Here is a 23,560-nt window from a genome sequence, read left to right as displayed (position 1 = left end):
TTAAATATAGGGCTGAGAGAATACTATAGCCAGAATGAGCCTAGGAGAGAGCTTTTTATTTTCATTAGATTAACATCTTAATGAAGTTAAGGTGCAGATTTGATGAACTAGGATAGGAAAATACGGGGTAAGAATTATAGAAAAAATGAAGAGAAAACACTAAGTAGGAAAAGTATGAATAGAGGTTGAATGTAGGCAAATAAAAAACCCCGTTAATCGAGACGGGGTACTTTAAGTTCAGCATATCTTTTTGCAACCAAATGCTTCAGTTGCTCTAAATCTTCTAATGTAGTTTTATTTCCGATATAATCTTTAATCACCGGAGGTATGGTTATTGAATTCGTTTTTTTCGTTGGCTCTTTTATGTCCATTTTTAGCATCTATCCTTCTGGAAAACTGTTATAGTACCATTATATAGTTACAATGTTACGAATAGATTAATAGGAGTTTACATTTTAATATTATTAAGAAGTCAAAAGAAAGCCAATTTACCGAAAAGATAGGAGTAAGTTATGGTAGCAATCATTTACCCAACTGATGGGTATGATAAAAGGGAGAATGAATTAAGAAGAATTCAGTTAAATACTTTTATCTAACCAGACTAAAGAGAGTATATTTTCGTTTAACATAATATAGTCGAGATTACACCTATTGTATAGATTATTTGTCTGTGGAGTGTTTAATTTTGCCCACAATTTTTGGAGGGAAAAATAAAAATCGCTTTCTTCTCGAGTAATGCATATGCTGTGGTGCAGGATCGAGTGTTTCATCTCCTAAAAAGTCGAGCATAGTATTAGTTGAAATATGCGCATGAACCATACTTACTTTCCATTGATCGTGATGAATATCTCCGCGTATGATTAAATCGCCCCAAATACTATACATACTGTATCGTTCTAATAACCAAAAATCCAAAGAGTCCGGCAGGGGTTCGTATAAAATCTGTTTACGCTCATAATGAACATCGAGTTGATAGGTTTGTTTACTGCTTTCTCGTACACTTTGAAAATAAAATTGATCCCTATCTTGTTGAAAGTACATATGTGCTTTTTTATAAGGTAGGCCCAAGCCCACTTGTGCTCCCAAGACGGCTAATAGTTTATCAGCATCCAAACTAAAAAAATAAATACCAGGAACACCCTTGTATTTAACATATGTACGTACATTCAGCTCTAAATAAGTATGAAGATATGGAAAATGTGGAAGCCCTCTTGCTCTCATTTTAGTTATCTTAAAGGGAATAATCGAAATCCATGCTTTTCCTTCATATAAATCAATCTCCAATTCCTCCGGCACATATGGACGGAGAAGGGTGGGATCTATTTGATAATGTAAAAATAGCATATCATTCCATACCTGGGTCAGTACCCACGGTGATTTCGGTAAAGGGAAAGGGCGATGTTTCGTTTCTTTCAACTCAAAATACATAAATTCCGCCTCATTTCTCTAGGTATATTAAATGTTTTGCCCATATATATAGATATTAAACATTCCGATAAAGCAACACGGCATAATAAAAAGAATAGAACAAGAGGGAATGCAATTTACATAATATTTAAGAGTGATTATAGCTGAGGGAAATATGGAGTTAAATATAAAATTTCCAGATCTAATAGTACTGATGTAATGTATAGGTAAAAATAAAGACCTCTCTAATCAAAAAGATTTGAGAGGCTTTTTATAGTTTCTGATTAAATTATCGGAGATCATACCTAAGGCGCATGACATTGTAAAACAATCGAGCATCTCGTCCCATTTTTGTTCGAGGATTTATTTGTGATTGAAGGCAGTTTAACAGCATCTCGTCACACTGTTTGGTGGGTCCAAATCTCTTATAACAGTCATCATGTTTCTTGCAGCATGAGTCTACTTGATTAGTAGGTCCCCATGGACCGGAACAGCCAGGACCGCACCAATTATATCCTGGATAACATAGTCCTTTGCCTGCACGTCTTCTTCTTCTTTGCATACTTCCACCTCCATATAAATCTTTATAATTAATATATGAGGAGTCGGACAAAACGTAAGGGCGGATAAATAGTGAATGTTTCCTTTTGTTTTCTAATGGGCTGTTGTGACAAAACAAATATATCCTTATAGAAAAAAGCCCAGAGTGAATCTCTGGGCTAAAAACTAAGATATGACAATCTCACAATCTATTATTTATTCAATTCACGGATAATATGCATTCCGGAAACCCATCCTTGTGTACCATTTGAAAGTTTCACTTTATACCATCCATTGCTGGTTTCCGGATTGTTTTTTGAATCAACCGATAGCTCAATATATTGATAATTAGATAGGGTACCGACTATACTGCTGCCTGTATTCGCAGCAGAACGGACATTTAAGGATGTAGCATCCACACGCGCCAGATTTTTAACGGACATGTATTTATAATAACTGCTTAATCCAAAACTGGATGTATAATACATTTTCCCTTTGTATTTTACTTTTAAAGACTCATTGTTATGTTTTTCTAGTAAATTAAAGGTTTCTCCTGCTTGAATGCTGACAGAAGATCCTGAGTTTGTTTTTGTGACATATTCAGAACTGACCCAGCCGGTTTTTCCGTTATATTGAACCTTACACCAGCTACCACTTGCACTAAGATAGGTTATCGTTTTCCCATTAGGAATGGTGAGCAGAATAGAACCATCTGTTGAAGCACTTGATCGCAAATTTAGGTTTGAAGTTGTCTGATAAACGGTTGAACCTGTGTTATCTGCTGATGTCAGATTAATTGTTTTATGGGCTACAGCAAGAGTACCGGTAGGAAAGACATCTTTTGCATCAGGATAAGAGGGTCTGCTTGGCACCTTTTTATTCGGGGTGGCATTTTTTGCACCCTCGTTACTGTAATCAAGCATTGCCGACATATGTTTGGCAATCGCTTTTCCCCAATTTGAATCGGTCGCATAATAAAAATTCATCCCGCTGCTTAGGCTGTCGATTCTATTCCCATTACTATCTTTAACGGTAGAACCAAGATAAGCACCTTTATAGGACCAGTATCCTTCATTTAAATACGTTGCTTTCATCATTTGAGCAATAAATTCAATATTTGATTTGATTGTATTAAATTTGACAGCACCCACGAATGGAGCTGCATCGTAGGCTCCGTAACCAAACAGATTATTTTTTGCCAATGATATAGTCGATTTACCGAAATTGCTCTCATGAATGGCATGTGCTGCAAGATACAAAACGTTCACGCCATACTTGTTTGCTGCATCAATAAATATGCTTCCCCTGTTATATAGAACACTGTTGGAGGAGGTTGCATTTTTCGCAATATACGTATTAATCTGAGCAGCTGTTACGGATGATTTTGTCCTTAAATCCATCGTTACATAGGAATCTGAACTGATTGGATTAGAGGAATCGGAGGTAGATGCTCCTTTTACCAGGTAGGATGAGTTGACCCAGCCTGTAAGTGAGTTAAAGGAAACCTTATACCATGCCCCTTTTTTGGATAAATACGTAACCTGCTTTCCTTTAGGTATAGTAGTAATGACTGTTGCACTGGTAGAGCCTGAAATTCGAAACTTCAAATTAGCAGTTGTCGTATAAATCTCTTTATTCTTTACTTCCTCTTTTTTATCTTCAGTTGTTTCCTTTAGGAATTCAGAGCTGACCCAACCTGTTTTGTTTCCATACTTCACCTTAAACCAAAAACTGTTTTTTGATAGATAGGTAACTTTCTCTCCTTTTGGTATAAGCGTTAATACAGACCCCTGGGTAGAAGCCTCAGTTCTTAGATTCAGTTTAGCAGTAGTTTGATAAGTCAAATTCGCCTTTGGTTTTTCAACAGAAGGGGAGGGACTCTCATTTTTAACCGGTGTAACACCTTTTAAATAACTGGAGCTGACCCAACCAGTTTTACCGCTATATTTCACCTTGAACCAAGAACCACTCTTGGAAACATAAGTAACAGATTTCCCTTTAGGAATTGTCGTTAAAATGGATCCTTTCGTTGAAGCAGAAGAACGTAAATTTAAATTTGCTGTCGCTTGATACTTCACCTCTTGCTGTGGTTTTACCACGGTAGATGGTGTGCCTGTACCGTTTGTTGGTTTAGCAGCAGCTGAGTTAGCTTTTAAATAACTGGAGCTGACCCAACCGGTTTTACCGCTATATTTCACCTTGAACCATGAACCGCTCTTAGAAACATAAGTAACGGATTTCCCTTTAGGAATCGTCGTAAGAATAGATCCTTTTGTGGAAGAAGAGGATCGTAAATTTAAATTAGCTGTTGCTTGGTACGTAACCTCTTGCTGTGGTTTTGCCACAGCGGAAGGGGTGCTGCTCGTTGGTTTAGCAGCAGCTGAGTTAGCTTTTAAATAACTGGAGCTGACCCAACCGGTTTTACCGCCATATTTTACTTTGAACCATGAACCGCTTTTGGAAACATAAGTAACGGATTTCCCTTTAGGAATCGTCGTTAAAATAGCTCCTTTTGTTGAAGCGGATGATCGTAAATTAAGGTTAGCTTTCGTTGTGTAGACTGATGAACTGCTGGTAACAACAGCAGATTTCACCACAGCAGGTTCAACCTTAGCTTTCTCATTTATTTTTTTTACATAATCTGAACTAACCCAGCCCGTAGTAGTTTGATATTTTACTTTAATCCAAGAACCGCTAGTGGAAATATAGGTTAGGGTTTTCCCTTTAGGTATGGTTTTCAGGATTTTCCCATTGGTTGACGCTTTGGATCGTAAATTAAGATTAGCTGTAGTTTGATAGCCAGACACAATTGCTTTACTAGAAGTAATATTTTCAGCTTTCTTCACATACTTATTATTGACCCATCCTGTGCGATTGTTAAATTTCACTTTGAACCAAGAACCACTTTTTGCAAGGTAGCTAATCTTTTCCCCTTTAGGGATGGTTAAGAGTACAGTGCTTTTAGTAGAATTACTGACTCGTAAATTTAAATTAGAAGTGGTTTCGTAATACGTAACACTAGATGCTTCTGCCTTTTTGGTGTCCAATAATTTTAATGATGTATCCCCGCTATATAGGATAAATCCTGCAGATAATAAAAGTGTTGTACCCTTATAGACCAATGGCTTATGGCTTGCCTTTTGATTTTGCAAATGTACATCCTCCTTTATTCTCCCTCAGTTTTACAAGGCTGTATGGCATATATTTTTGTCAGACAACTGCAAAGACCAGTTAAATCAATCCCAAACAAATTTAAGGATAAAATGAGTAACTAAAAAATGTCTCCATCATAAAATGTCATAGAGGGTGCTATATCACATATCGGCATAATTTGGGAAATCTTTAGCGAGAAATGTAAGATTCCATAATTTAGATGTTATTTTTTCATTAAAAAAAGGAATAAAGGTAATAATAATGTAGAAAGGGGGAGATAAAATGGAAGGTTATCTACAAAAAATAACGAAAAAGATATCTAGTTATTGTTTTCATCTGGATATGAAAAAGAAAGTGAAAAACAGTCATTTCACGATTGTCTCAGACAATGATTGGGGCAAGAAAGTATACGATGATTTAGGTATGGAATACAACTCTCCATTTATTGGAATGTTCATATTTGCACCGGACTATATTGAGCTTTTATCTAACTTTGAGCATTATATGAAATCTCCCCTTAAATTTACACTCCATTCAAAATATGATGGAATAACGGATATCTATCCCATTGGGCTGTTGGACCAGAAAGTGGAGATCCATTTCTATTCCTATAAGTATAAACAGACAGCATTAAATGACTGGAATGAAAGAGTTAAACGCATAAATTGGGATCAGTTGTTTTTTAAATTCAGCGATCAGTATCAGTGCAGAAAAGAATGTATTGAAACGTTCAATCAGTTGCCTTTAAAAAACAAAGTCTGTTTTACGGCTAGGCCAATGGGACATTTAGACAATGTGATTTGTTTTTCAAATCAACACATAGAAACCAAATTACAAAATGAGCTAACGGATTATAAGAAATACTTTGATGTAGCATCTTGGCTGAATACAGGGGAAGTGATTAAGAAAGAGCCTGAAAAAAGAAAAGCCAATTTTGAACTGCATTTTCCTTTTAAGCTAATCGACAACAAATAGATAATTAATTAAAACACCGGTGTTTTCCGGTGTTTTTTATGTGCTCATGGTATTAGACCGACGCTGCAGGCAGATTGCACTTAAAAAGGCTAATCTATTAATTCTTATCCTAACTCTCCGTACGATTTTCAAAATGGTAATCCGTTTTTATATGTGGATTTTGCTTTAATAATTGACGAACAAATTCAGTTTGGTTTTTTGGTGAAATGGCAATCGTATTAAATCCTGTAAAATTAATTTCTATTTTATTCATAGATTGGGCAGGATCTGTAAAAGGATTTCTGGTTTTTCTTATACTACTAATCGTATCAATCTTAATTTCCTTCTTAAATGGACCGTAGTGTATGGTGAGGAGATTTTCCGCAATTGTATATCCCGTTTTAAGCCATATCCACATTAAACAAAAACCAACTGGTACTAAGAGTACGATTTTAATCCATTGCTTGTCTAAGAACTCAGGGGTCATCCAAACACCAAGGTCTGGAAAGAAAATGGGTGAAAGAATAAAAATAAATGCGAATAACCAAATGGTAGCGGTTATCCATAAGTCTCTTTTTGATGAAAAATACATGCTATCATCCTCTATTCGTTTGAATTTATACTTTCTTGGTGGTACGTATGTAGATGTAATTTACCCTTCAAATTAACAGGTGAATTAATGGAAATTCGCCGTCGATTGGCCGTTTTACGATTTGGGTCAGCTTTCAATTTGTATTTTACCAAAACAATCCATATTTTAGGTGTGTAAAATAGTTTCTATTCTGAAATTTTAAATTAAGATATTCGCTTAGGGAAAGAAATAATATATAAATATAGTTTTTCTTGAGATATCCATTATTTTTGATAAAAGTGCTACAGGAAATGAAAATTACCAATGTTTTTTGAAACTATCTGTCTGTTTGTTCGTATGTATAGTATGGTAAAATTGCCTTAGAAAGGGGTGACTGTTTATGTTCTATATGATCCTTCTTGGATTGGTAGGAGCTACAGCTGTAGTTTTTCTGCAGGACGCAAAACCAGCAGGACCAAAACAGGAACGTTTGGCAAATGTGATGAAGCGAATAGCAGGTAAAAATCAAAAAGACCAGTTTGTATGCACTCAATTGGATGATCGTTATGCCCATTATGTATATGAATTGGATTCAAATATACTATCTATCTTGGCTGGACCGGATTACATTACGATTAATGCGCAAAAAGCTAAAACCAAACAGCCTTTACTTGATGTTCGATACGATACAAGATCGAGAGTTTATACAGAAAAGAAAATCTCTGAACAGTTATTAAAGAAAGAAAGCGATCTAGAAAAGATTGACCTGTTTTTAAGATGGGCCATTATGAGTTTTCAGCCGGAAAAAATGAAAATGATATATCAAAATAACAATAACTTTACTGCTCTTATAAACGAGCTGGAAGATGCGAGAAAAAGAAACTATCTCTCATCACCGATTGATCATGCCTTTACTCAAATTATCCCAAGCCTGGGTTATTTACTGGAGCATGTGGATCTCATCTCTGATGTTGATTATGAGCATCAGGTTAAGGAGACAATAATTAAAGATTTACGAAAGCTGATAGCTGACTTTAGTCAATTGGAATCCAAACAACAAGAAAAGTATGAACATGATACATTAAATCGACTGATTATCATACAGGAGCGAATTACACAAATTCGCAGACATATTGACAATACAAGGGAATTTGACTTAAAGAAAACATTGACTACAATCGATCAAAGATACGAAAAATAATGTCGGACAAGAGGTGGAAAACCGATGAGTGAACAAAATAGGGAATTTGATGAAACAGCGATTCAATCATTCATAAATCCCGAAGATATGAAAAAATTAAATGATGAAGCAACTCAGGTCGTCAAAAAAATATCTGACACGGATGCACATAATATTGACTCCGTCCTAGAGCATTTAAGCAATTTCGGCGGCAATGAGCAACGTATGGCTGGGGAATCATTAAACAGTCTTCGCAGACCAGTCAAAGACATGATGGACAACAAGGACAATCACGATATACCAACTAATCTGCTCAAGCTTCGCGAGGCGGTTTCTGACCTAAATCCAAATGCCTATCAGACAAAAGGAATAGCAAAGATTGTTCCGAAGTTTTTGCGCAAGAGTTCAAATGAAAAGTTTATTGCAAAGTATCAAACAGTGGAAAAGAATATTGATGAAATCGTCCAGTCCTTACTTAGAGGAAGAGATATGCTTCAGGAGGATAATGCTGAGCTTGATGTCATCAAAAAAGATGTCCATGAAAAAATTTATCTCTTAGATAAACAAATCTATATGGGTCAGCATCTTTTCCAAATGATTGAGGATAAAAAGAACGATCCAGAATGGCAGAATAAGCAGCAGCTTGTCATGGAGGCACAGGAGAAAATTATTGTACGAACAAAGAATATGAGCTCTATGGTAAATGTGCTACAGCAATCCCTTGCTTCTGTTGATATTATCAAGAAAAATAATGATAAATTGAAAGAAGCCATTCGGAATGCAATTGATACGACTAAGAACTTAGCTCCCGTTACATCTGCTATTCATTTGGCACTGCAAAATCAGGAAAGAATCATTACAGCAATCAATGATGTGAATGAAGCTACAGAAAACATGATTTTGGCAAACGCGCAAATGTTAAAAGAAAACACAGAAAAAACAACGAAGCTCCTGGAGAATCCATCTATCTCGATTGAAAAGCTGCAAAAGGCTTACCAGGATATTTATTCTGCTATTGAGACCCAGGAAGCATCCAGCAGAAGGATTATCGCCAGCAGTAAAGAGTTTGTAACGAAGCTGGATGATATGAACAGAGAAATGAAAACGAAGTTATTAAATCAATAAGGGGGAAGAAACCATGCAATATGTTAGATATTCTCTCTTGCTACTAACCTGTTATTTGACCGTGATGTTCAGTGGATTGATACCAGTGGTATTCTTTGATTCATTCGGGATGTTCCTGGGTTCCTATATTTCCATGTCCATCGGGATTACAATTCTTTTATTTGGCTTATTCTTTATGAAAATGAAAGAAAACCATTCATTGAAAATGAGGTTGCTTGTCATTAATACGATTGGTTTCCTGCTATTCCATTTTAATTTTGCAGGATACACTTCATACAACTCCATGGTACTGTGTTATCCCATCCTAGCAGTCTTAACATTGGTTGCATACGACAAGTATTATAAAAAGCAGAAGGAAAAAGGAAATCGAATATACTACTGAAACGCCGATTGATTCGGCGTTTTTTTTATTTAACTGTTCTTCAGAGACGGGACGTCAGATAGGCAGTCTTTTCATTATGCAGCTATCTTCTCAGGTATGGATTAAGAGCAATAATTAAATTAACCTGAAAATGAAAAATAATAAGTATCACAGGTTGATCATCCGTATATGAATGGAAAATTAGAAAAAGTATTTAAAAAGAAAGACAAGCTGGCAGATGGAGGCACGGCTTGTCTTTCTCTTTGTTTTATAGATTGTCTGCAGGAGAAGTGGCATCATACCTCTTTGCTTGTTCATCAGGCACAAAATCCGCATTGAATTCTTTCTCTGATTTAGAAACAACAACAGTTGCCACACCGTTGCCAATTAGGTTCGTAATTGCACGTGCTTCAGACATGAAACGATCGACACCAATTAATAACGCCATTCCTTCTACCGGAATCATTGGGAAGGCAGCCAAAGTGGCGGCCAGTGTGATAAAGCCGGATCCTGTCACCCCTGCAGCGCCTTTTGAGGTTAGCATTAATATGCCAAGCAAGGTCAGTTCTTGCCAGATGGTCAAATCAATCCCATAGGCCTGGGCGATAAAGATGGCGGCCATTGATAGATATATAGATGTACCATCAAGGTTAAAGGAGTACCCTGTAGGGATGACCAAACCGACGACTTGCTTTGAACAGCCGTAGTTTTCTAGCTTTCGCATCATTCCCGGCAGGGCAGATTCGGAAGATGATGTACCAAGAACCAGCAGAATCTCTTCTTTAATATAGGCCATGAACTTAAAGATATTAAAACCGTAATATTTTGCAATTGAGCCGAGGACCAAGACGACGAATAAAAACATAGTGAGGTACACAGAGCCCATCAATTTTCCGAGTGAAACAAGCGATCCAAGACCGAAATTTCCGATTGTATAGGCCATTGCGGCAAACGCGGCGATAGGGGATATTTTCATAACCATATTGACAATCTTAAAGAATATATCAGCTATTATTTCAAAGAAGGTGATGACTGGTTTGGCTCTTTCGCCGACAGAAGCAGCAGCCAGTCCGAATAGAATTGCTGAGAACAAGACCGGAAGCAGTTCCCCTGAAGCAAGGGCGCCGACAACATTCTCAGGAATCAAGTTCAGAATGAATGCTCCGAAGCCCTGATCCGATTCAGCAGCCTGTGCCGTATATTGAGATACATCGCCAGTTTTTAAATTCTCTGTATTAAGCCCGCTTCCAGGCTGAACAAAGTTGACGACAAGAATACCGATTGCTAAAGCAAGAGTGGATACAATTTCGAAATACAATAAAGCCTTGCCGCCAATCTTCCCGATTTTCTTTAGGTTGCCCATGCTTCCAATCCCAATGATTACTGTCAAAAAGATAATTGGAGCAATCAACATTTTAATTAATTTTATGAATAAATCAGCAAGGATTTTTAAACTGGCACCGAACTCAGGGAAAATTGCCCCTACCATAATCCCTAAAATGATACCGGTGACAACTTGGACAGTTAGATTCTTAAAGATTTTCAAAGCCAACCCTTCTTTCTGTTTTATTGTTAGCGCTTACAATTTATTGTGTTTATCTTAAAGGATAAAGAAGGAATTGTGGGATTATGGTTTTAATGTTCTTTTTGGTCTTTTTGGTCACCAGGATAATTATCTTAATCGAAAGAATGAGCATATTTCTTTAATCAGCATCCAATCTATATGAAAAAGAAAGACCTTCCGTAGGGGAAGGCCTCATCAGTCAATCGACTCTTGAATCTTTTTTAATAGTTTTTCGTCGAATTGGGTCTTATAGTAATCATACAGTGGCAAGAAAGTTTGCTGCCATTGCCGTAATTCTTCGTCACTTAGATGATAGATTTCAAGCTCAGCGGAAGCTTCCAATTTCGCTAAGGATTCTCTGTTCATTTGCTCGGATTGCGTTAAGTTCCAAGCTGTCGCTTCGTCCATTGCTTCGATGACTGCCTGCTGTAAATTCTTTGGAAGACTGTTCCAAAACTCATTGTTAATCATGACTGCATATCCAAGAATACCATGGTTGGATAGTATCATATGATCTTGCACTTGATAGAAACCCTTAGAATCAATGTTAGAGATCGTATTTTCTTGGCCGTCAAGCTTCTCCCTTTCTAATAAACTATAAACTTGGTCAAAGGAAGCGCTTCGGTTCTCTGCACCAACAAGGTTCAGCTGCCTTTTGAGCATGTTACTTGGCATGGTACGCAGAGTAAGTCCCTCAAGATTATCTGGCAGTTTAACAGGAGAATGGGCCGTTGTAATTTGTTTAAATCCATTATTCCAAAAGGCCAAGCCCTTTACACCATACTCATCAAGCATCCCTAATAGCTCTCCCTTTATGGGACCTGTGAAAATCTCTTCTATATCTTTATAATTCTTCAATAAATACGGCAGATCGAGAACTTGCCATTCGGGAATCCAATCTGTCACTTTTGAGAAGGAGGGAGCAATCATCTCGATATCGCCATTTTGCAAAGCTTGCAGTTCCTCCCCATCTGAGTAGAGTGTGCTGTTTGGATATACCTCTACCTGGATAGCTCCGTTAGTCTTCTTCTCGACTAGCGTTGCAAATTTATCAGCGGTGAGCCCTTTTGGTGTATTTTCGGCAACAACATGACTAAAGTTGATGACAATTTGTTCGTTTAAGCCCTCTTGTTCAAAATCAGGCGGTAAGCTTGCTTTCTGCCCAAAATCATGCTGAACCCCCATGTATATCACCAATACGGCAATGATGGAAACAGCTGTTATTAAAAAACTTTTCATATCATATCCCCGCCATATTATTCTTTTCAATATTCTACCATGTTTTTTGGTGGTACAATGGAAAAAAGTTACTCGAGGAGTTTTGGGCATGAAGCAAATATCTATCCATTGGAAGATTATGACTATGACTTTCTTCATCATTATCTGTTCTTTTGCTGTTGCAGGTATCTTTGTGCTCGGAAGTTTCATGGAAAAGAAGGAGGCAGAAATCAGCGAACGGAGCCTGCTCCTCTCAAGAACGGTTGCTGAATTGCCTGAGGTGAGGAAGCTGCTTTCAGAAGGCGGTGACAAAAGCAGAGCGGAAGAAATAAACCCAGTTGTTGAGCGGATTAGGGTTATCAATAATGCTGATTATATTGTTGTGCTCAATAATAATCGTATCCGACTGTCCCATCCTGTCAAAAGGATGATAGGTACAGTGTCAAAAACGGCAGATGAGGATGCTGCGTTTACGGAACACAGCTATGTCTCTAAAGCGAATGGAGAAGCAGGCACAGTTATGCGCGGATTTGTTCCTATTATGGATGATGAACATAATCAGGTAGGGGTGGTTATCACAGGATATCTGACCCCAACTCTATGGGAAATTGTATGGGGGACAAGGATTGAAATCTTCTTGGCTATTGGTTTTTCGCTGCTACTTGGCGCATGGGGAGCATGGTCACTGGCACGGCATGTTAAAAACCAAATGTTTGGGCTTGAGCCACATGAAATAGCTCGTCTCTATGCCGAACGGAATGAAACCTTCAATGCCATGCATGAAGGAATTATCGCTATTGATAATGATATGACCATTACGGTTTTTAATGAAAAGGCCTATCGTATCCTTGGTGTAGATAAGCAAAATCTAATCGGCAAGAATATTTATGATGTTCTGCCTGATACAAGATTGCCAGAAATCATTGATTTTAATCACCCGGTCTATAATAAGGAGTTATTGGTCAACCAGCATTCCATTTTGAGTAATCGTATTCCTATTCAGGTAAGGGGCAAAACGATTGGAGCCGTCGCAGTCTTTCAGGACAGGACAGACGTGAAGAAGCTAGCCGAGGAGCTTACAGGCGTAAAGGCTTTTGTTCAGGCTCTCCGTGTTCAAAATCATGAACATAAAAATAAGATGCATACAATCGCAGGCTTGCTTCAGCTTGGTAAATATAAAAAAGCAACTGAATATATCTTCCAAGCTAAAGAAGAACAAGAAATGCTCACTGATTTCCTACATGAACGCATTAAAGATGACAATCTATCAGGTTTGCTTTTAAGTAAGGTTAGCCATGGGAAAGAACTAGGTATCGAAGTCGAAATAGATAAGAACAGCAATTGGACTCATTTTCCAAATGGGCTTGACCATCATGATTTTGTCGTCATTATCGGAAATCTTATTGAAAATGCATTCGAGGCTGTACAGAAATCTATCCAAAAAGAGCGTAAAGTGTCTATTAGCTTGGACCAAACGGATGAATCTACATCAATTTTGGTGGAGGATAATGGAATTGGGATGGATGAAGCCGTCATCAATAATCTATTCAAAAATGGATACACCACCAAACAAGAAGAAGGACATGGGATTGGCATGTACTTGATTCATGAAATTGTCGCCAAAGGCGGCGGCAATATTGAAGTGGATAGTTCTCCTGGTGAAGGGACCAGCATTGTCATTACTTTTTAAGGGGGAAATGAAATGGAAACAGTTACTGTATTACTAATTGAGGACGATCCAATGGTACGCGAGGTTAATCGTGGGTTTATTGAGAAAATAGAAGGCTTCCATGTCGTCGGTTTTGCCCCGAACGGTAAGGTGGGGCTTGAACAAATAGAAATCTTGAAGCCAGAACTTGTTTTAATGGATATATTCATGCCTGAACAGGATGGGCTTGCTACTATCCGCAAAATCAGGGAAAAGGCCATTTCGACAGAGGTCATCGTCGTTACGGCAGCTAATGACCAGCAGACAATTCGGGAAATTCTGCAGTTTGGAGCTTTTGACTATGTCATGAAGCCATTCACCTTTGAGCGAATGAAGCAAGCGCTCGAAAACTATAAGGCATACAGGGAGCAATTCAAACAGAAAGAGGAGTTGACTCAGGATGAATTGGACCGTCTCTTGCGCAGCCAACCTGAACAGGGGCATAAAATGAAGAAGGAAGTACTCCCTAAAGGACTTAACCCGGCAACAATGGAGAAAATACTTCTATTCATCGAAGAGAAAAAGAAACCAATCTCGGCAGAAGAAGTTGCCGAAGGGACTGGACTTGCAAGAGTCACAGCTCGTCGTTATCTGGAACATCTCGAAAAGCAAAACAAAGTAGAAATTGTATTACAGTATGGCGGGATAGGACGGCCTATCAACCGTTATCAAACGGTTAATTGATATTAGCATTAATCAGTTAAGAAGCTAAAGCTAAATATTTCTTGTTTTATCAGAGAATTATTGCAATATCCATTCAAGGTTATTCAACGTTTGGCAACCTAGCAATGAAAAGTAAAAAATACAATACATCCTGGGGAAAAACTTTATTATAAATTCAAAAAAATGAGGGGGAACTCGTTATGGAGAATAAATTGATTCAAGAGTTAGGGATTAAATATCCCATCTTACAAGCTCCTATGGCAGGCGTGACTACTCCGGAACTCGTTTCATCAGTTTCAAATAATAATTGTTTAGGTAGTATTGGAGCCGGTTATTTAACAGCAGATAAAACAAGAGAATTCATACATAATGTAAAAAAGTTAACTAAACATCCATTTGGTATAAATCTTTTTGTACCTGAAAATCATAAATTAATAGAAGATAAAATTTTAAAAACGAATAGTTTATTAGACCAATATCGAAAAGAACTTCAGATAGTAAAGGATGATTTGTCGATTTCTACTAAATCAGAATTCGAAGAACAAATTGAAATAGTATTAAAAGAAAAATTGAAGGTTTGCTCGTTCACATTTGGTATTCCAAGCAAAGAGATTGTGAAAGAATTAAAAAAGAAAGGAACAGTTGTTATAGGTACTGCAACAAATGTAAAAGAAGCCCAAATAGTTGAAAGTATAGGAATGGATGCAGTAGTTGTTCAAGGCAGCGAAGCAGGAGGACATAGAGGATCATTTATGAATCCAGATAGCTTAATAGGGTTAATGTCTTTAATTCCACAAGTTGTAGATAATGTTTCCATACCTGTTATTGCTGCAGGAGGGATTATGGATGGAAGAGGTGTCACAGCGGCTTTATGTCTTGGTGCAAAAGCAGTTCAATTAGGCACAGCTTTTTTAACTACAAAAGAGAGTGGAGCACATCCATTGCATAAGAAGGCTATTCTTAATGCATCAGAAGAAGATGTATTATTAACCAGGGTCTTTTCTGGTAAGACAGCCCGGGGTGTTAACAATAAATTCATGGAAAATATGAGAGAGTACGAAAATGAATTGCCGGCTTATCCTTATCAAAATACATTAACTAAAGAAATAAGAAGGGTAGCAAGTGAACAAAATAATAAGGAATATATGTCACTTTGGTCTGGGCAGAGCCCAAGATTAAGCAGGGAAGTATCGGTTAAAGAATTAATACAATCTCTTCAAGAAGAAACAAAAGGGATTCTGAACCAGTTTGTAAATTTATAATTTATCTTTTATTTTTATTTTTGAATAAGAACAAAAACCACCAAACTAATAAAAATAAATATCCTATGGTTGTAAAATATGGACCAGATCGCTCCATGTAATAGACTAATTAAATGTTCAAATTCGTTCATTTTTTCTGCTCTTCCAATACTGTTTATCAAACTGATTATTAGAGCCACTTATTAGTATTTTATTAACAAATTTTAAATACTGGAAGGGAATGATAGCTTAAGGATGGAAATATAATGGTAGAAGGCAGGCTCATGATTACTTTTTAAAGGGAATGAAGGGGCGATCAGATGTGAATATGATGGCGAAGGTTAAACTCATATTTTATGCAGTAATCGTATTTTCGATTTATCTGTATGCCATTTTCTATTCTTTTAGTGATCATGATGTGAATTTAAATCACACGTCTAGTAAACAAATCGCTGATTCCTCGGATGAGGATATCAGAAGAAATGTTCAAATAAAATTTATCCTTTTGAATTCATCCGGTCATGCACTTGGTGAGACTGATATTTTGATTAAGAAAAAATCTAAGAATCAAGACAAGAAACCCTTAAAGGTCCAAACTAATAGTAAAGGTGAATATGAGTTGACCATTGAACCTGGTACATATGATGTCTATTTAGAAAAAAATCGCTCTGTACAAAAACAAGTAACTATTCGTTCTAAGGATGATGGTAAATCGATAGAACTGAAGTTTTAAAGAAGCCTTGAGTAAGGCTTTTTTATGCATTTGTTCATTATAAACGCTGTTAACAAACATATATTAAACGTTATTTATAGACTAAGTTTTGCCTGAACGTTATTGGTCGTCAAAAGTAAGGGAGGATTGGGCTTTGCGACAGATTATTGCCTTAGGAGGCGGAGGTTTCTCAATGGAACCGGAGAACCCGTTATTGGATCAATATATTTTAAATCAGGCCACCGTAAAAAAGCCGAAAATATGCTTTGTACCAACTGCCAGCGGGGATGCGGACGGGTATATACAAAGGTTTTATACCTTTTTTAATGAGCAGGAGTGCGAACCAACGCACTTATCATTATTTAAGCCACCTACAAGAAATTTGCAAGATTACATACTCAAGCAGGATATTATCTATGTTGGGGGAGGTAATACAAAGAACTTATTAATTCTCTGGAAAGAGTGGGGATTGGATCGAATACTGAAAACTGCTTATGACCAAGGAATCCTATTGTGCGGTATAAGTGCAGGTGCGATTTGCTGGTATGAGGAAGGATTGACCGATTCATTTGGAGATACTCTTGAACCAATAAAGGCATTGGGGATATTAAAGGGGAGTCATTCCCCTCACTACGACGGTGAAATGAATAGAAGACCGGCCTATCTACAAATGATTAAAGATGGATTAATAAATCCAGGTATTGCTGCTGATGATGGGGTAGGGCTTCATTATGTAAATGGAGAGCTGGTAAAAGTAGTGAGCTCCAGACCGAACGCAGCAGCATATAGAGTTGAAATGTCTGAAGATGGCATTGAGGAAAAAATCCTACCCTATTATTTAGGAAAGGAAGACTTATAGAGAGAATACCACGTTGTAATTATTATGATGTTTACATCTTTTTCTTTTGAGGGAAGTAGAAAAGTAAGCAAAAATAGATTAAAAGTCTTTCTGAATTGATAGTCGCAAATGAATGGGGTGCGGAGGATGAAGATAGCGATTGCCGGCGGTAGCGGTTTTGTTGGGAAGGAACTTGCTGCATTATTAGTCAGGGAAGGTCACGAGGTTTATATTTTGACCCGTAATAAAAATAAGCTGACAATGTCAACTGTTAAACCAGTCGAATGGCTTAATGAATATAGTAAACCAGAAGAGGAATTGGAAGGGATTGAAGCTATTGTTAATTTAGCTGGGACATCCCTGAATTCTGGTCGTTGGACGGAGAAAAGAAAAAAGCAAATTTTAAAAAGCCGTATAAATGCAACAAATGAGATCTATAGGATAATAGCAAAGCTTGACCCTAAACCTCGAATTTTAATCAATGCAAGTGCTATTGGTTGTTATGAGCCATCTCTAGAACAAACCTATCATGAGGACTGGAAACAAGCAGGTGACAATTTTCTGGCGGAAACTGTTGTTCAGTGGGAGCAGGGAGCCCAAAAAGTAACAGATTTTGGAATGCGAGTCGTATTTGCCCGTTTTGGTCTAATTCTTGGTGCCAAAGAAGGGGCTTTTCCAAAATTGATTTTGCCCTATAAGCTATTTGTCGGAGGTAATTTAGGTTCAGGCCGACAATGGTATTCGTGGATTCATGTTGAGGATGTGGCAAATGCAATTTTATTTTGTATCCGAAATAACCAAATAAATGGCCCGGTGAATTTTACCGCTCCGCATCCAAAGAGAATGGAGGATTTCGGTAAAACTCTGGGTGAGGTACTTAATAAACCGCATTGGACAACCATTCCTTCTATTTTCATGAAGACAGCTCTTGGAGAAATGAGTACGTTAATACTGCAAGGGCAAAAGGTGATACCCAAAAAATTAATCGAAGCCGGATACTCATTTATCTATCCGGATTTAAGGTCTGCTCTAAGGCAATTAGTAAAACAAAGAAAGGACTCGCGGAGGTAAAAGCAGAGTCCTTACTTCTTTTGAATTATTTTTCGTCATGAAAATCATGATTTTCATGCTCACCATGATCATTGTCTGCTGAATGTTCATAATGATCCTCTACATGATCATCATATTGGTCGTCTGTATGATCCTGCTCTTGGTTCCATTGTTGACCGAAGAATAATGGACGTCTTCTTTCCTTGTATAGGTTTCTTGAAATGCCAATTATTTTCTTGAAGCGGATGGCTATTATGCTAGTTTGACCTCTATTTGTGGTAAGCAGCAACAAAAAGTCGCTCTTTAACGCCTTTAATTCCCCGTAATATGAACCTTCAACTGTAATAACCTGGACTTGTTCACTAATTAGATCAGAAGCATAATCAAAAAAATCTTTATCACTTTCATTACTCAAATGTAGTCTCCCCTTTCTTTATAATTAGTTAATGCACGTTATAGATCATTTGCATAGGCGTTTTGCTTAGGGAATAGGGGAATAATTATAGTTTGGTAATGGGTATAGAAACGGCAAAGTGATATGATAAACATATAAACCATACTATTCAACCCAGAATAGTTTTTTCGATAAGGGAGCTGGCAACATGGAGGAATATTTAACAAAGCAACAAGAAACTATTTTGCAGCAATTAAAAGACGTAGCAAAAGAGTTTTCTGTAAGTGCACAAAAATATGACGAGGAACGCTCATTTCCAGCCGAGAATATTACCGATTTGAAAAAAATGAAGTATACAACCTTAACCTTGCCACAGGAATTTGGAGGAGCAGGGGAAGGGTTAACGACTTTTTTGCTTGGCCAGGAGATCATCGCCCAGCATTGCGGTTCAACGTCACTAGCAATTGGGTGGCACAATATGGTGATCCTGGAGCTCTTAGAAAATAAAACATGGACAGAAGAAAATAAAAAGAAACTATTTAACGAAATCGCTGACGGAGCTTTGGTTAATCGTGCCGCATCTGAACCAGCGACAGGTAGCCCAACAAGGGGAGGTAGACCAGAGACGATCGCTCTTAGAAAAGGAGATAAATGGATTCTTAACGGAAGAAAAACGTACACCTCACTGGCTCCGGTTTTGGATATTTTTCTTGTAAGTGCATGGATTCCTGACGAGGAAACGATTGGTTGGTTTAAAGTATACAAAAACCAGAGCGGTGTGAGTATTGATGAAACATGGGATATGATCTCGATGCAGGGAACTGGCAGCCATGATTTACTTATGGAAAATGTAGTGCTTCGTGAAGAAGATTTTGTGGAAAGAGCTTCTGCTAGAAAAGCTTCAGGCTGGCTTTTACATATACCTGCCTGTTATATCGGCATTGCAATGGGAGCGCGTAACTATGCGATTCAATTTGCAAAAACGTATTCACCAAACAGTTTAAAGGGCACAATCTCTGAACTGCCGCATATTCAGGCAAAGATTGGTCAAATGGAGCTTGAGCTGATGCAGTCTAGGAGCTTTTTATATTCTATTGCTCAAAGATGGGAGCAGTATCCTGAGAAACGTGAACAAATGGGTCCTGAATTGGCAGCTGTTAAAACGGCTATAACCAATCAAGCAATCTCGATTGTCGATACAGCCATGCGAATAGTCGGCGCACAAAGCCTGCAACGGAAAAGTCCAATGCAAAGATATTATCGTGATGTTCGGGCAGGTCTGCATAATCCTCCTATGGATGATTCTACGCTGACCTTACTTGCTAAAAATGCGTTGGAGAAACAGGTGTAATAGAGAGAAAACAGTTGGGATGTAACATAGTTAAAGAAAATATTAAATGAACTTTTCATCGTTTCTTATATTCAGAAAGAATCCTCATTAAGATAATGAGGTTCTTTTTTTGTCTTTATTCCAAGTTGATTGGGGGTCACTTTTTCCAAGAATAATTTTTTGAAGAAGCAAATGAATACCGGTTTATATCCATTAAACTCATTAAAGGGATATACAAAAAAGCAAAAGTGCTATTCATAGCTTAATTTCCAGCTTGATTTTATTCAAAAAAAGTAAAGTTAACTTTTTAATATAATAAATGTATATTTAGTGAAAAATACCACATTTTTCTTGACCATGAAAAAATAAGAAGCTATATTGATAATGCGTTATGTGAAAAGATTCACATATTTAACATCTTAGAGGAGTGAGTAATTTGAGAAATCTAAAAAAAGTAGCAATGGTAGGAACTGGTTTGGTTGGATCAAGTGCAGCCTATAGCTTAATTAATCAAGGAATTTGCGATGAATTAATTATGATTGACATTAACCATGAAAGAGCAAAGGGTGAAGTTTGGGATTTATTACACTGCATCGACTTTTTGCCAAGCCGAACGAAAATTACTGCGGGTTCCTATTCTGATTGCGAAGATGCAGATATCGTTATCATAACTGCTGGTCCTCCTCCTAAAAAAGGTCAGACACGACTAGATACATTGGAAATTAGTGCAAGGATTATGAAGTCTATTGTTTCGGAAGTAATGGAAAGTGGGTTTGACGGTATCTTTTTGATAGCATCCAATCCAGTTGATATTATGACTTATATGGTATGGAAATTATCTGGCCTTCCGAGAAATAGAGTAATTGGTACTGGAACTTCATTAGACTCTTCAAGATTGAAAAATTATTTATCGGAAATTTTACATGTTGATCCAAGAAGTATTAATGGTTATACAATGGGTGAACATGGAGACTCTCAATTTGCCGCTTGGTCCCACATGACTGTTGGGGGAAAACCACTTCTACAAATTTTAGAAGAAGGAAAAGAAGAAATTGGGGAAATCGATTTAGATTTATTATTGCAAAAAGTGAAAAGAGTAGGGTTTGAGATACTAGAAAGAAAAGGAACCACCTACTACGGTATCGGATCAGCTCTGGCATCTATCACTAAAGAAATATTTAATGATTCTCATAAAATTGTCGCACTTTCTACTATTCTTGATGGCGAATATGGATATAAAGATATCTGTACTGGAGTGCCTTCTATCATTACAAGAGAAGGTATTAAAGAAGTAGTTGAGTTAAACCTAACTAGCACAGAAAAAGAAAAATTTGATCAATCGAATGAAATACTACGTGAATACATGAGAAGCATTGGCTTTTAACAACAGGAGGAATGACAGATGAAAAAAGAATATATAATGCCTAGAATATTTAATGCTTCAACTGGTATTGCACAAGGTATTTTCGTTACGCTGGGTATCGGACTATTAATAAAAAATATAGGTTCCATTTTGGATTTGGCATGGATGATTGAAATTGGCTCAATAGCTACAGGGTTAATGGCACCAGCAATCGGGGTAGGTATTGCAATTATGCTAGGAGCGAATGGGTTAGTGGTATTCTCTGCGGCCATAGCAGCAGCATTGGGAGCAGGCGCTATTAGTATTACCGAAGCGGGTATGTTGATTAAATCAGGAGAACCTATTGGTGCTTTAATAACTGCAACATTAGCAACCTTTATTGGAAAAAGATTGAGCGGCAAAACACCGCTTGATATGATGTTAGTTCCATTTGCAACCATATTAATCTCTGGATTTGTTGGAATACAGCTTTCAACAGTAATAGCACCTATTTTAACATCCGTTGGTGCGTTTATTAAAACATCAACAGCCGGAAGTCCTTTGATCGCTTCAATCGTTTTGGCAGTAGTTTGGGGATTATTCCTAGTATCTCCAGCATCCTCCGTCGCATTAGCTATAGCACTTGAACTGTCAGGTATCGCTGGTGGAGCTGCTCTAGCAGGTTGTGCTGCTCACTTTGTTGGTTTTTCTATTATCTCAGCAAAAGAAAATCAGTTAGGAGGTATACTAGCTCAAGGGATTTGTACGCCAAAAGTACAATTGCCCAATATAACAAAGAATCCATATATCCTGCTACCGACATTGTTAGCAAGTGCAGTGGCAGGTCCGGTGTCAGCTTTAGTATTTAGTATAGAAGCTCCTAAAGAAATTGCCGGTATGGGTTTAAGTTCACTTGTGGCTCCAATTCAACTATTAACTACAAATAATCTGGGTTATATCATTCCAGCGATGTTGATTACTTATATAATATTACCTGCAGGTATTGCATATGGCACTTATTATCTATTAAAGAAAAAAGGTAAGATTAAAGAAAATGATTTAAGCTTACCAGTATAACGAATAAAGAGAGCAGGGTAAATCTAATGATTTACCTTGTTTTACTTTTTAAAGGTTTTTTGACTGTAAAATAAATTAAATCCAAAGTGAAATGTTACATTCATTAAAAGAATATGTTTCAGAACACTAATGCAGTTTTTTTGATATGTTCAATTAAGTACAGTATTTTTTGAAGAAGATAAGTGACAATGTTCGTGGGTTAATGGAGGGTATAAGTCTAATAATTTGCTATTATAAGATATGTCTGTTATTCTAAAGAAGAATTATTTTTGTTCGTTTTCAGATTGAGAAGCGATTTTGATTTTCGTCTAAGGTTTTTGAGCAAGGATAGTAATACATTGTGTGGAAACACACTAGGAGGCAACAATTATGGAACAAGGTAAAGTGAAATGGTTTAATGCAGATAAAGGTTTTGGATTTATCGAACGTGAAGGCGGAGAAGACGTATTCGTACATTTCTCAGCAATCCAAAGCGAAGGCTTCAAATCTTTAGACGAAGGTCAAAGTGTAACTTTTGAAGTAGAACAAGGACAACGTGGCCCGCAAGCTACAAATGTTCAAAAAGCTTAATAACAGCTAATAGATAGACCCTACATTTGTAGGGTCTATTTTTATTTCATCATTGAAAAAAATAAAGCCCTATTCATGAAATCAATAGAGCCTCTGTAACAAACGTATGAAACTAGTATTATCAAATGGTGGGGTAAGTATAGCATAGTGGTTGAATAATCACTAATTTAAACAGGGATTATACTGTGATTTTTCAATGACGAATCGGAATATTATGGTAATATGTTAATGGTAAGATAGTGGGATATCAATAAGGGGAATAGTAATGGATTCTGAAATAAAAAAGAGTTTGCAGTAAAAGTATTTGGTGAAGAAACAATCACAGAATACAAGGGCTAGGGTTTTAAATCAAGAACTAAATGCCTTTCAAAAGAAACTGCCTTAGGGAATATTGAAATGATCGTTGATGACTTCTTTAAGGAATTTCAATTTATGCTATGGGGGAAACAGTCTGAACAATTAATTGGAAAGTTCCTAATAAGAGCTAAAAAGAAACCCAATTGAAATTAAGTAAAGTAGTTAAAGCTGTATGAAAATGAATTTATTCATATGTTTAAAAGTC

At 37.0% G+C, this 23,560-nt stretch carries 22 protein-coding genes; 14 read left to right on the top strand and 8 right to left on the bottom strand.

Features of this window, described 5'->3' with window-relative positions:
* Positions 1-212: 212 nt before the first annotated feature.
* From FHY45_RS20455 to FHY45_RS05495, 4 genes are all read right to left on the bottom strand, one after another.
* On the bottom strand, positions 213-371 hold the full coding sequence (locus FHY45_RS20455) for a hypothetical protein (RefSeq protein WP_175354261.1): 159 nt from the start codon (positions 369-371) through the stop codon (positions 213-215).
* Positions 372-660: 289 nt separating this feature from the next.
* A complete protein-coding gene (locus FHY45_RS05505) occupies positions 661-1,428 on the bottom strand; it encodes a YqjF family protein (RefSeq protein ID WP_139891106.1) in 768 nt (255 codons plus the stop codon).
* Between the two features lie 268 nt (positions 1,429-1,696).
* A complete protein-coding gene (locus tag FHY45_RS05500; protein WP_139891105.1) occupies positions 1,697-1,969 on the bottom strand; it encodes a phospholipase A2 family protein in 273 nt (90 codons plus the stop codon).
* A 190-nt stretch (positions 1,970-2,159) separates the two neighbouring features.
* Positions 2,160-5,099, bottom strand: a complete 2,940-nt coding sequence (locus tag FHY45_RS05495; protein ID WP_139891104.1) for an SH3 domain-containing protein — start codon at positions 5,097-5,099, stop codon at positions 2,160-2,162.
* 283 nt (positions 5,100-5,382) lie between these two features.
* Between FHY45_RS05495 and FHY45_RS05490 the strand changes: the two genes are divergently transcribed.
* Positions 5,383-6,075, top strand: a complete 693-nt coding sequence (locus FHY45_RS05490) for a DUF1919 domain-containing protein (RefSeq protein ID WP_139891103.1) — start codon at positions 5,383-5,385, stop codon at positions 6,073-6,075.
* Between the two features lie 109 nt (positions 6,076-6,184).
* Here the strand turns inward: FHY45_RS05490 and FHY45_RS05485 are convergent, their stop codons facing one another.
* Positions 6,185-6,646 (bottom strand): PH domain-containing protein, encoded by a 462-nt coding sequence (locus FHY45_RS05485; protein ID WP_066104197.1) that lies wholly within the window; start codon positions 6,644-6,646, stop codon positions 6,185-6,187.
* Between the two features lie 379 nt (positions 6,647-7,025).
* On the opposite strand from FHY45_RS05485, the gene FHY45_RS05480 reads away from it, so the two are divergent.
* The 3 genes from FHY45_RS05480 to FHY45_RS05470 are packed head-to-tail and all read left to right on the top strand — an operon-like array spanning position 7,026 to position 9,312.
* Positions 7,026-7,826: a hypothetical protein gene (locus FHY45_RS05480; RefSeq protein WP_066104194.1), complete on the top strand. Its 801-nt coding sequence runs from the start codon at positions 7,026-7,028 to the stop codon at positions 7,824-7,826.
* A 24-nt stretch (positions 7,827-7,850) separates the two neighbouring features.
* Positions 7,851-8,930, top strand: a complete 1,080-nt coding sequence (locus tag FHY45_RS05475; RefSeq protein ID WP_066104191.1) for a toxic anion resistance protein — start codon at positions 7,851-7,853, stop codon at positions 8,928-8,930.
* A 13-nt stretch (positions 8,931-8,943) separates the two neighbouring features.
* Entirely contained in the window at positions 8,944-9,312 is a 369-nt protein-coding gene (locus FHY45_RS05470; protein WP_066104187.1) for a hypothetical protein, read from the top strand.
* Positions 9,313-9,559: 247 nt separating this feature from the next.
* On the opposite strand, the gene FHY45_RS05465 is transcribed toward FHY45_RS05470, so the two are convergent.
* Positions 9,560-10,837, bottom strand: coding sequence for a dicarboxylate/amino acid:cation symporter (locus FHY45_RS05465; RefSeq protein ID WP_139891102.1), 1,278 nt, complete (start codon positions 10,835-10,837; stop codon positions 9,560-9,562).
* A gap of 213 nt (positions 10,838-11,050) precedes the next feature.
* A complete protein-coding gene (locus FHY45_RS05460) occupies positions 11,051-12,094 on the bottom strand; it encodes a DctP family TRAP transporter solute-binding subunit (protein WP_139891101.1) in 1,044 nt (347 codons plus the stop codon).
* A gap of 88 nt (positions 12,095-12,182) precedes the next feature.
* Here FHY45_RS05460 and FHY45_RS05455 point away from each other — a divergent pair, with 88 nt between their 5' ends.
* The 6 genes from FHY45_RS05455 (at position 12,183) to FHY45_RS05430 (ending at position 18,306) form a co-directional block, all read left to right on the top strand.
* Positions 12,183-13,763, top strand: a complete 1,581-nt coding sequence (locus tag FHY45_RS05455; RefSeq protein ID WP_139891100.1) for an ATP-binding protein — start codon at positions 12,183-12,185, stop codon at positions 13,761-13,763.
* Positions 13,764-13,775: 12 nt separating this feature from the next.
* Positions 13,776-14,465 (top strand): response regulator, encoded by a 690-nt coding sequence (locus FHY45_RS05450; protein ID WP_066104175.1) that lies wholly within the window; start codon positions 13,776-13,778, stop codon positions 14,463-14,465.
* Between the two features lie 179 nt (positions 14,466-14,644).
* On the top strand, positions 14,645-15,706 hold the full coding sequence (locus tag FHY45_RS05445; protein ID WP_139891098.1) for an NAD(P)H-dependent flavin oxidoreductase: 1,062 nt from the start codon (positions 14,645-14,647) through the stop codon (positions 15,704-15,706).
* Positions 15,707-16,007: 301 nt separating this feature from the next.
* On the top strand, positions 16,008-16,418 hold the full coding sequence (locus tag FHY45_RS05440) for a hypothetical protein (RefSeq protein ID WP_139891096.1): 411 nt from the start codon (positions 16,008-16,010) through the stop codon (positions 16,416-16,418).
* 133 nt (positions 16,419-16,551) lie between these two features.
* The gene (locus tag FHY45_RS05435) at positions 16,552-17,256 is read left to right on the top strand and encodes a Type 1 glutamine amidotransferase-like domain-containing protein (protein WP_139891094.1); all 705 of its coding nucleotides are present in this window, start codon (positions 16,552-16,554) and stop codon (positions 17,254-17,256) included.
* Positions 17,257-17,382: 126 nt separating this feature from the next.
* Positions 17,383-18,306, top strand: a complete 924-nt coding sequence (locus tag FHY45_RS05430) for a TIGR01777 family oxidoreductase (protein ID WP_139891092.1) — start codon at positions 17,383-17,385, stop codon at positions 18,304-18,306.
* Positions 18,307-18,331: 25 nt separating this feature from the next.
* Here the strand turns inward: FHY45_RS05430 and FHY45_RS05425 are convergent, their stop codons facing one another.
* Positions 18,332-18,700: a hypothetical protein gene (locus FHY45_RS05425; RefSeq protein ID WP_139891090.1), complete on the bottom strand. Its 369-nt coding sequence runs from the start codon at positions 18,698-18,700 to the stop codon at positions 18,332-18,334.
* A gap of 187 nt (positions 18,701-18,887) precedes the next feature.
* Here FHY45_RS05425 and FHY45_RS05420 point away from each other — a divergent pair, with 187 nt between their 5' ends.
* From FHY45_RS05420 to FHY45_RS05405, 4 genes are all read left to right on the top strand, one after another.
* On the top strand, positions 18,888-20,030 hold the full coding sequence (locus FHY45_RS05420) for an acyl-CoA dehydrogenase family protein (RefSeq protein ID WP_139891088.1): 1,143 nt from the start codon (positions 18,888-18,890) through the stop codon (positions 20,028-20,030).
* A gap of 415 nt (positions 20,031-20,445) precedes the next feature.
* The gene (locus tag FHY45_RS05415) at positions 20,446-21,393 is read left to right on the top strand and encodes an L-lactate dehydrogenase (protein WP_306821530.1); all 948 of its coding nucleotides are present in this window, start codon (positions 20,446-20,448) and stop codon (positions 21,391-21,393) included.
* Positions 21,394-21,411: 18 nt separating this feature from the next.
* Entirely contained in the window at positions 21,412-22,428 is a 1,017-nt protein-coding gene (locus tag FHY45_RS05410) for a PTS sugar transporter subunit IIC (protein WP_139891085.1), read from the top strand.
* A 369-nt stretch (positions 22,429-22,797) separates the two neighbouring features.
* Positions 22,798-22,998: a cold-shock protein gene (locus FHY45_RS05405; protein ID WP_050614125.1), complete on the top strand. Its 201-nt coding sequence runs from the start codon at positions 22,798-22,800 to the stop codon at positions 22,996-22,998.
* Positions 22,999-23,560: the final 562 nt, after the last annotated feature.

This window comes from Bacillus sp. D386, from assembly GCF_006346415.1.
The sequence above is the reverse complement of the archived record's forward strand: the minus strand, read 5'-3'. Positions and strand labels throughout refer to the sequence as shown.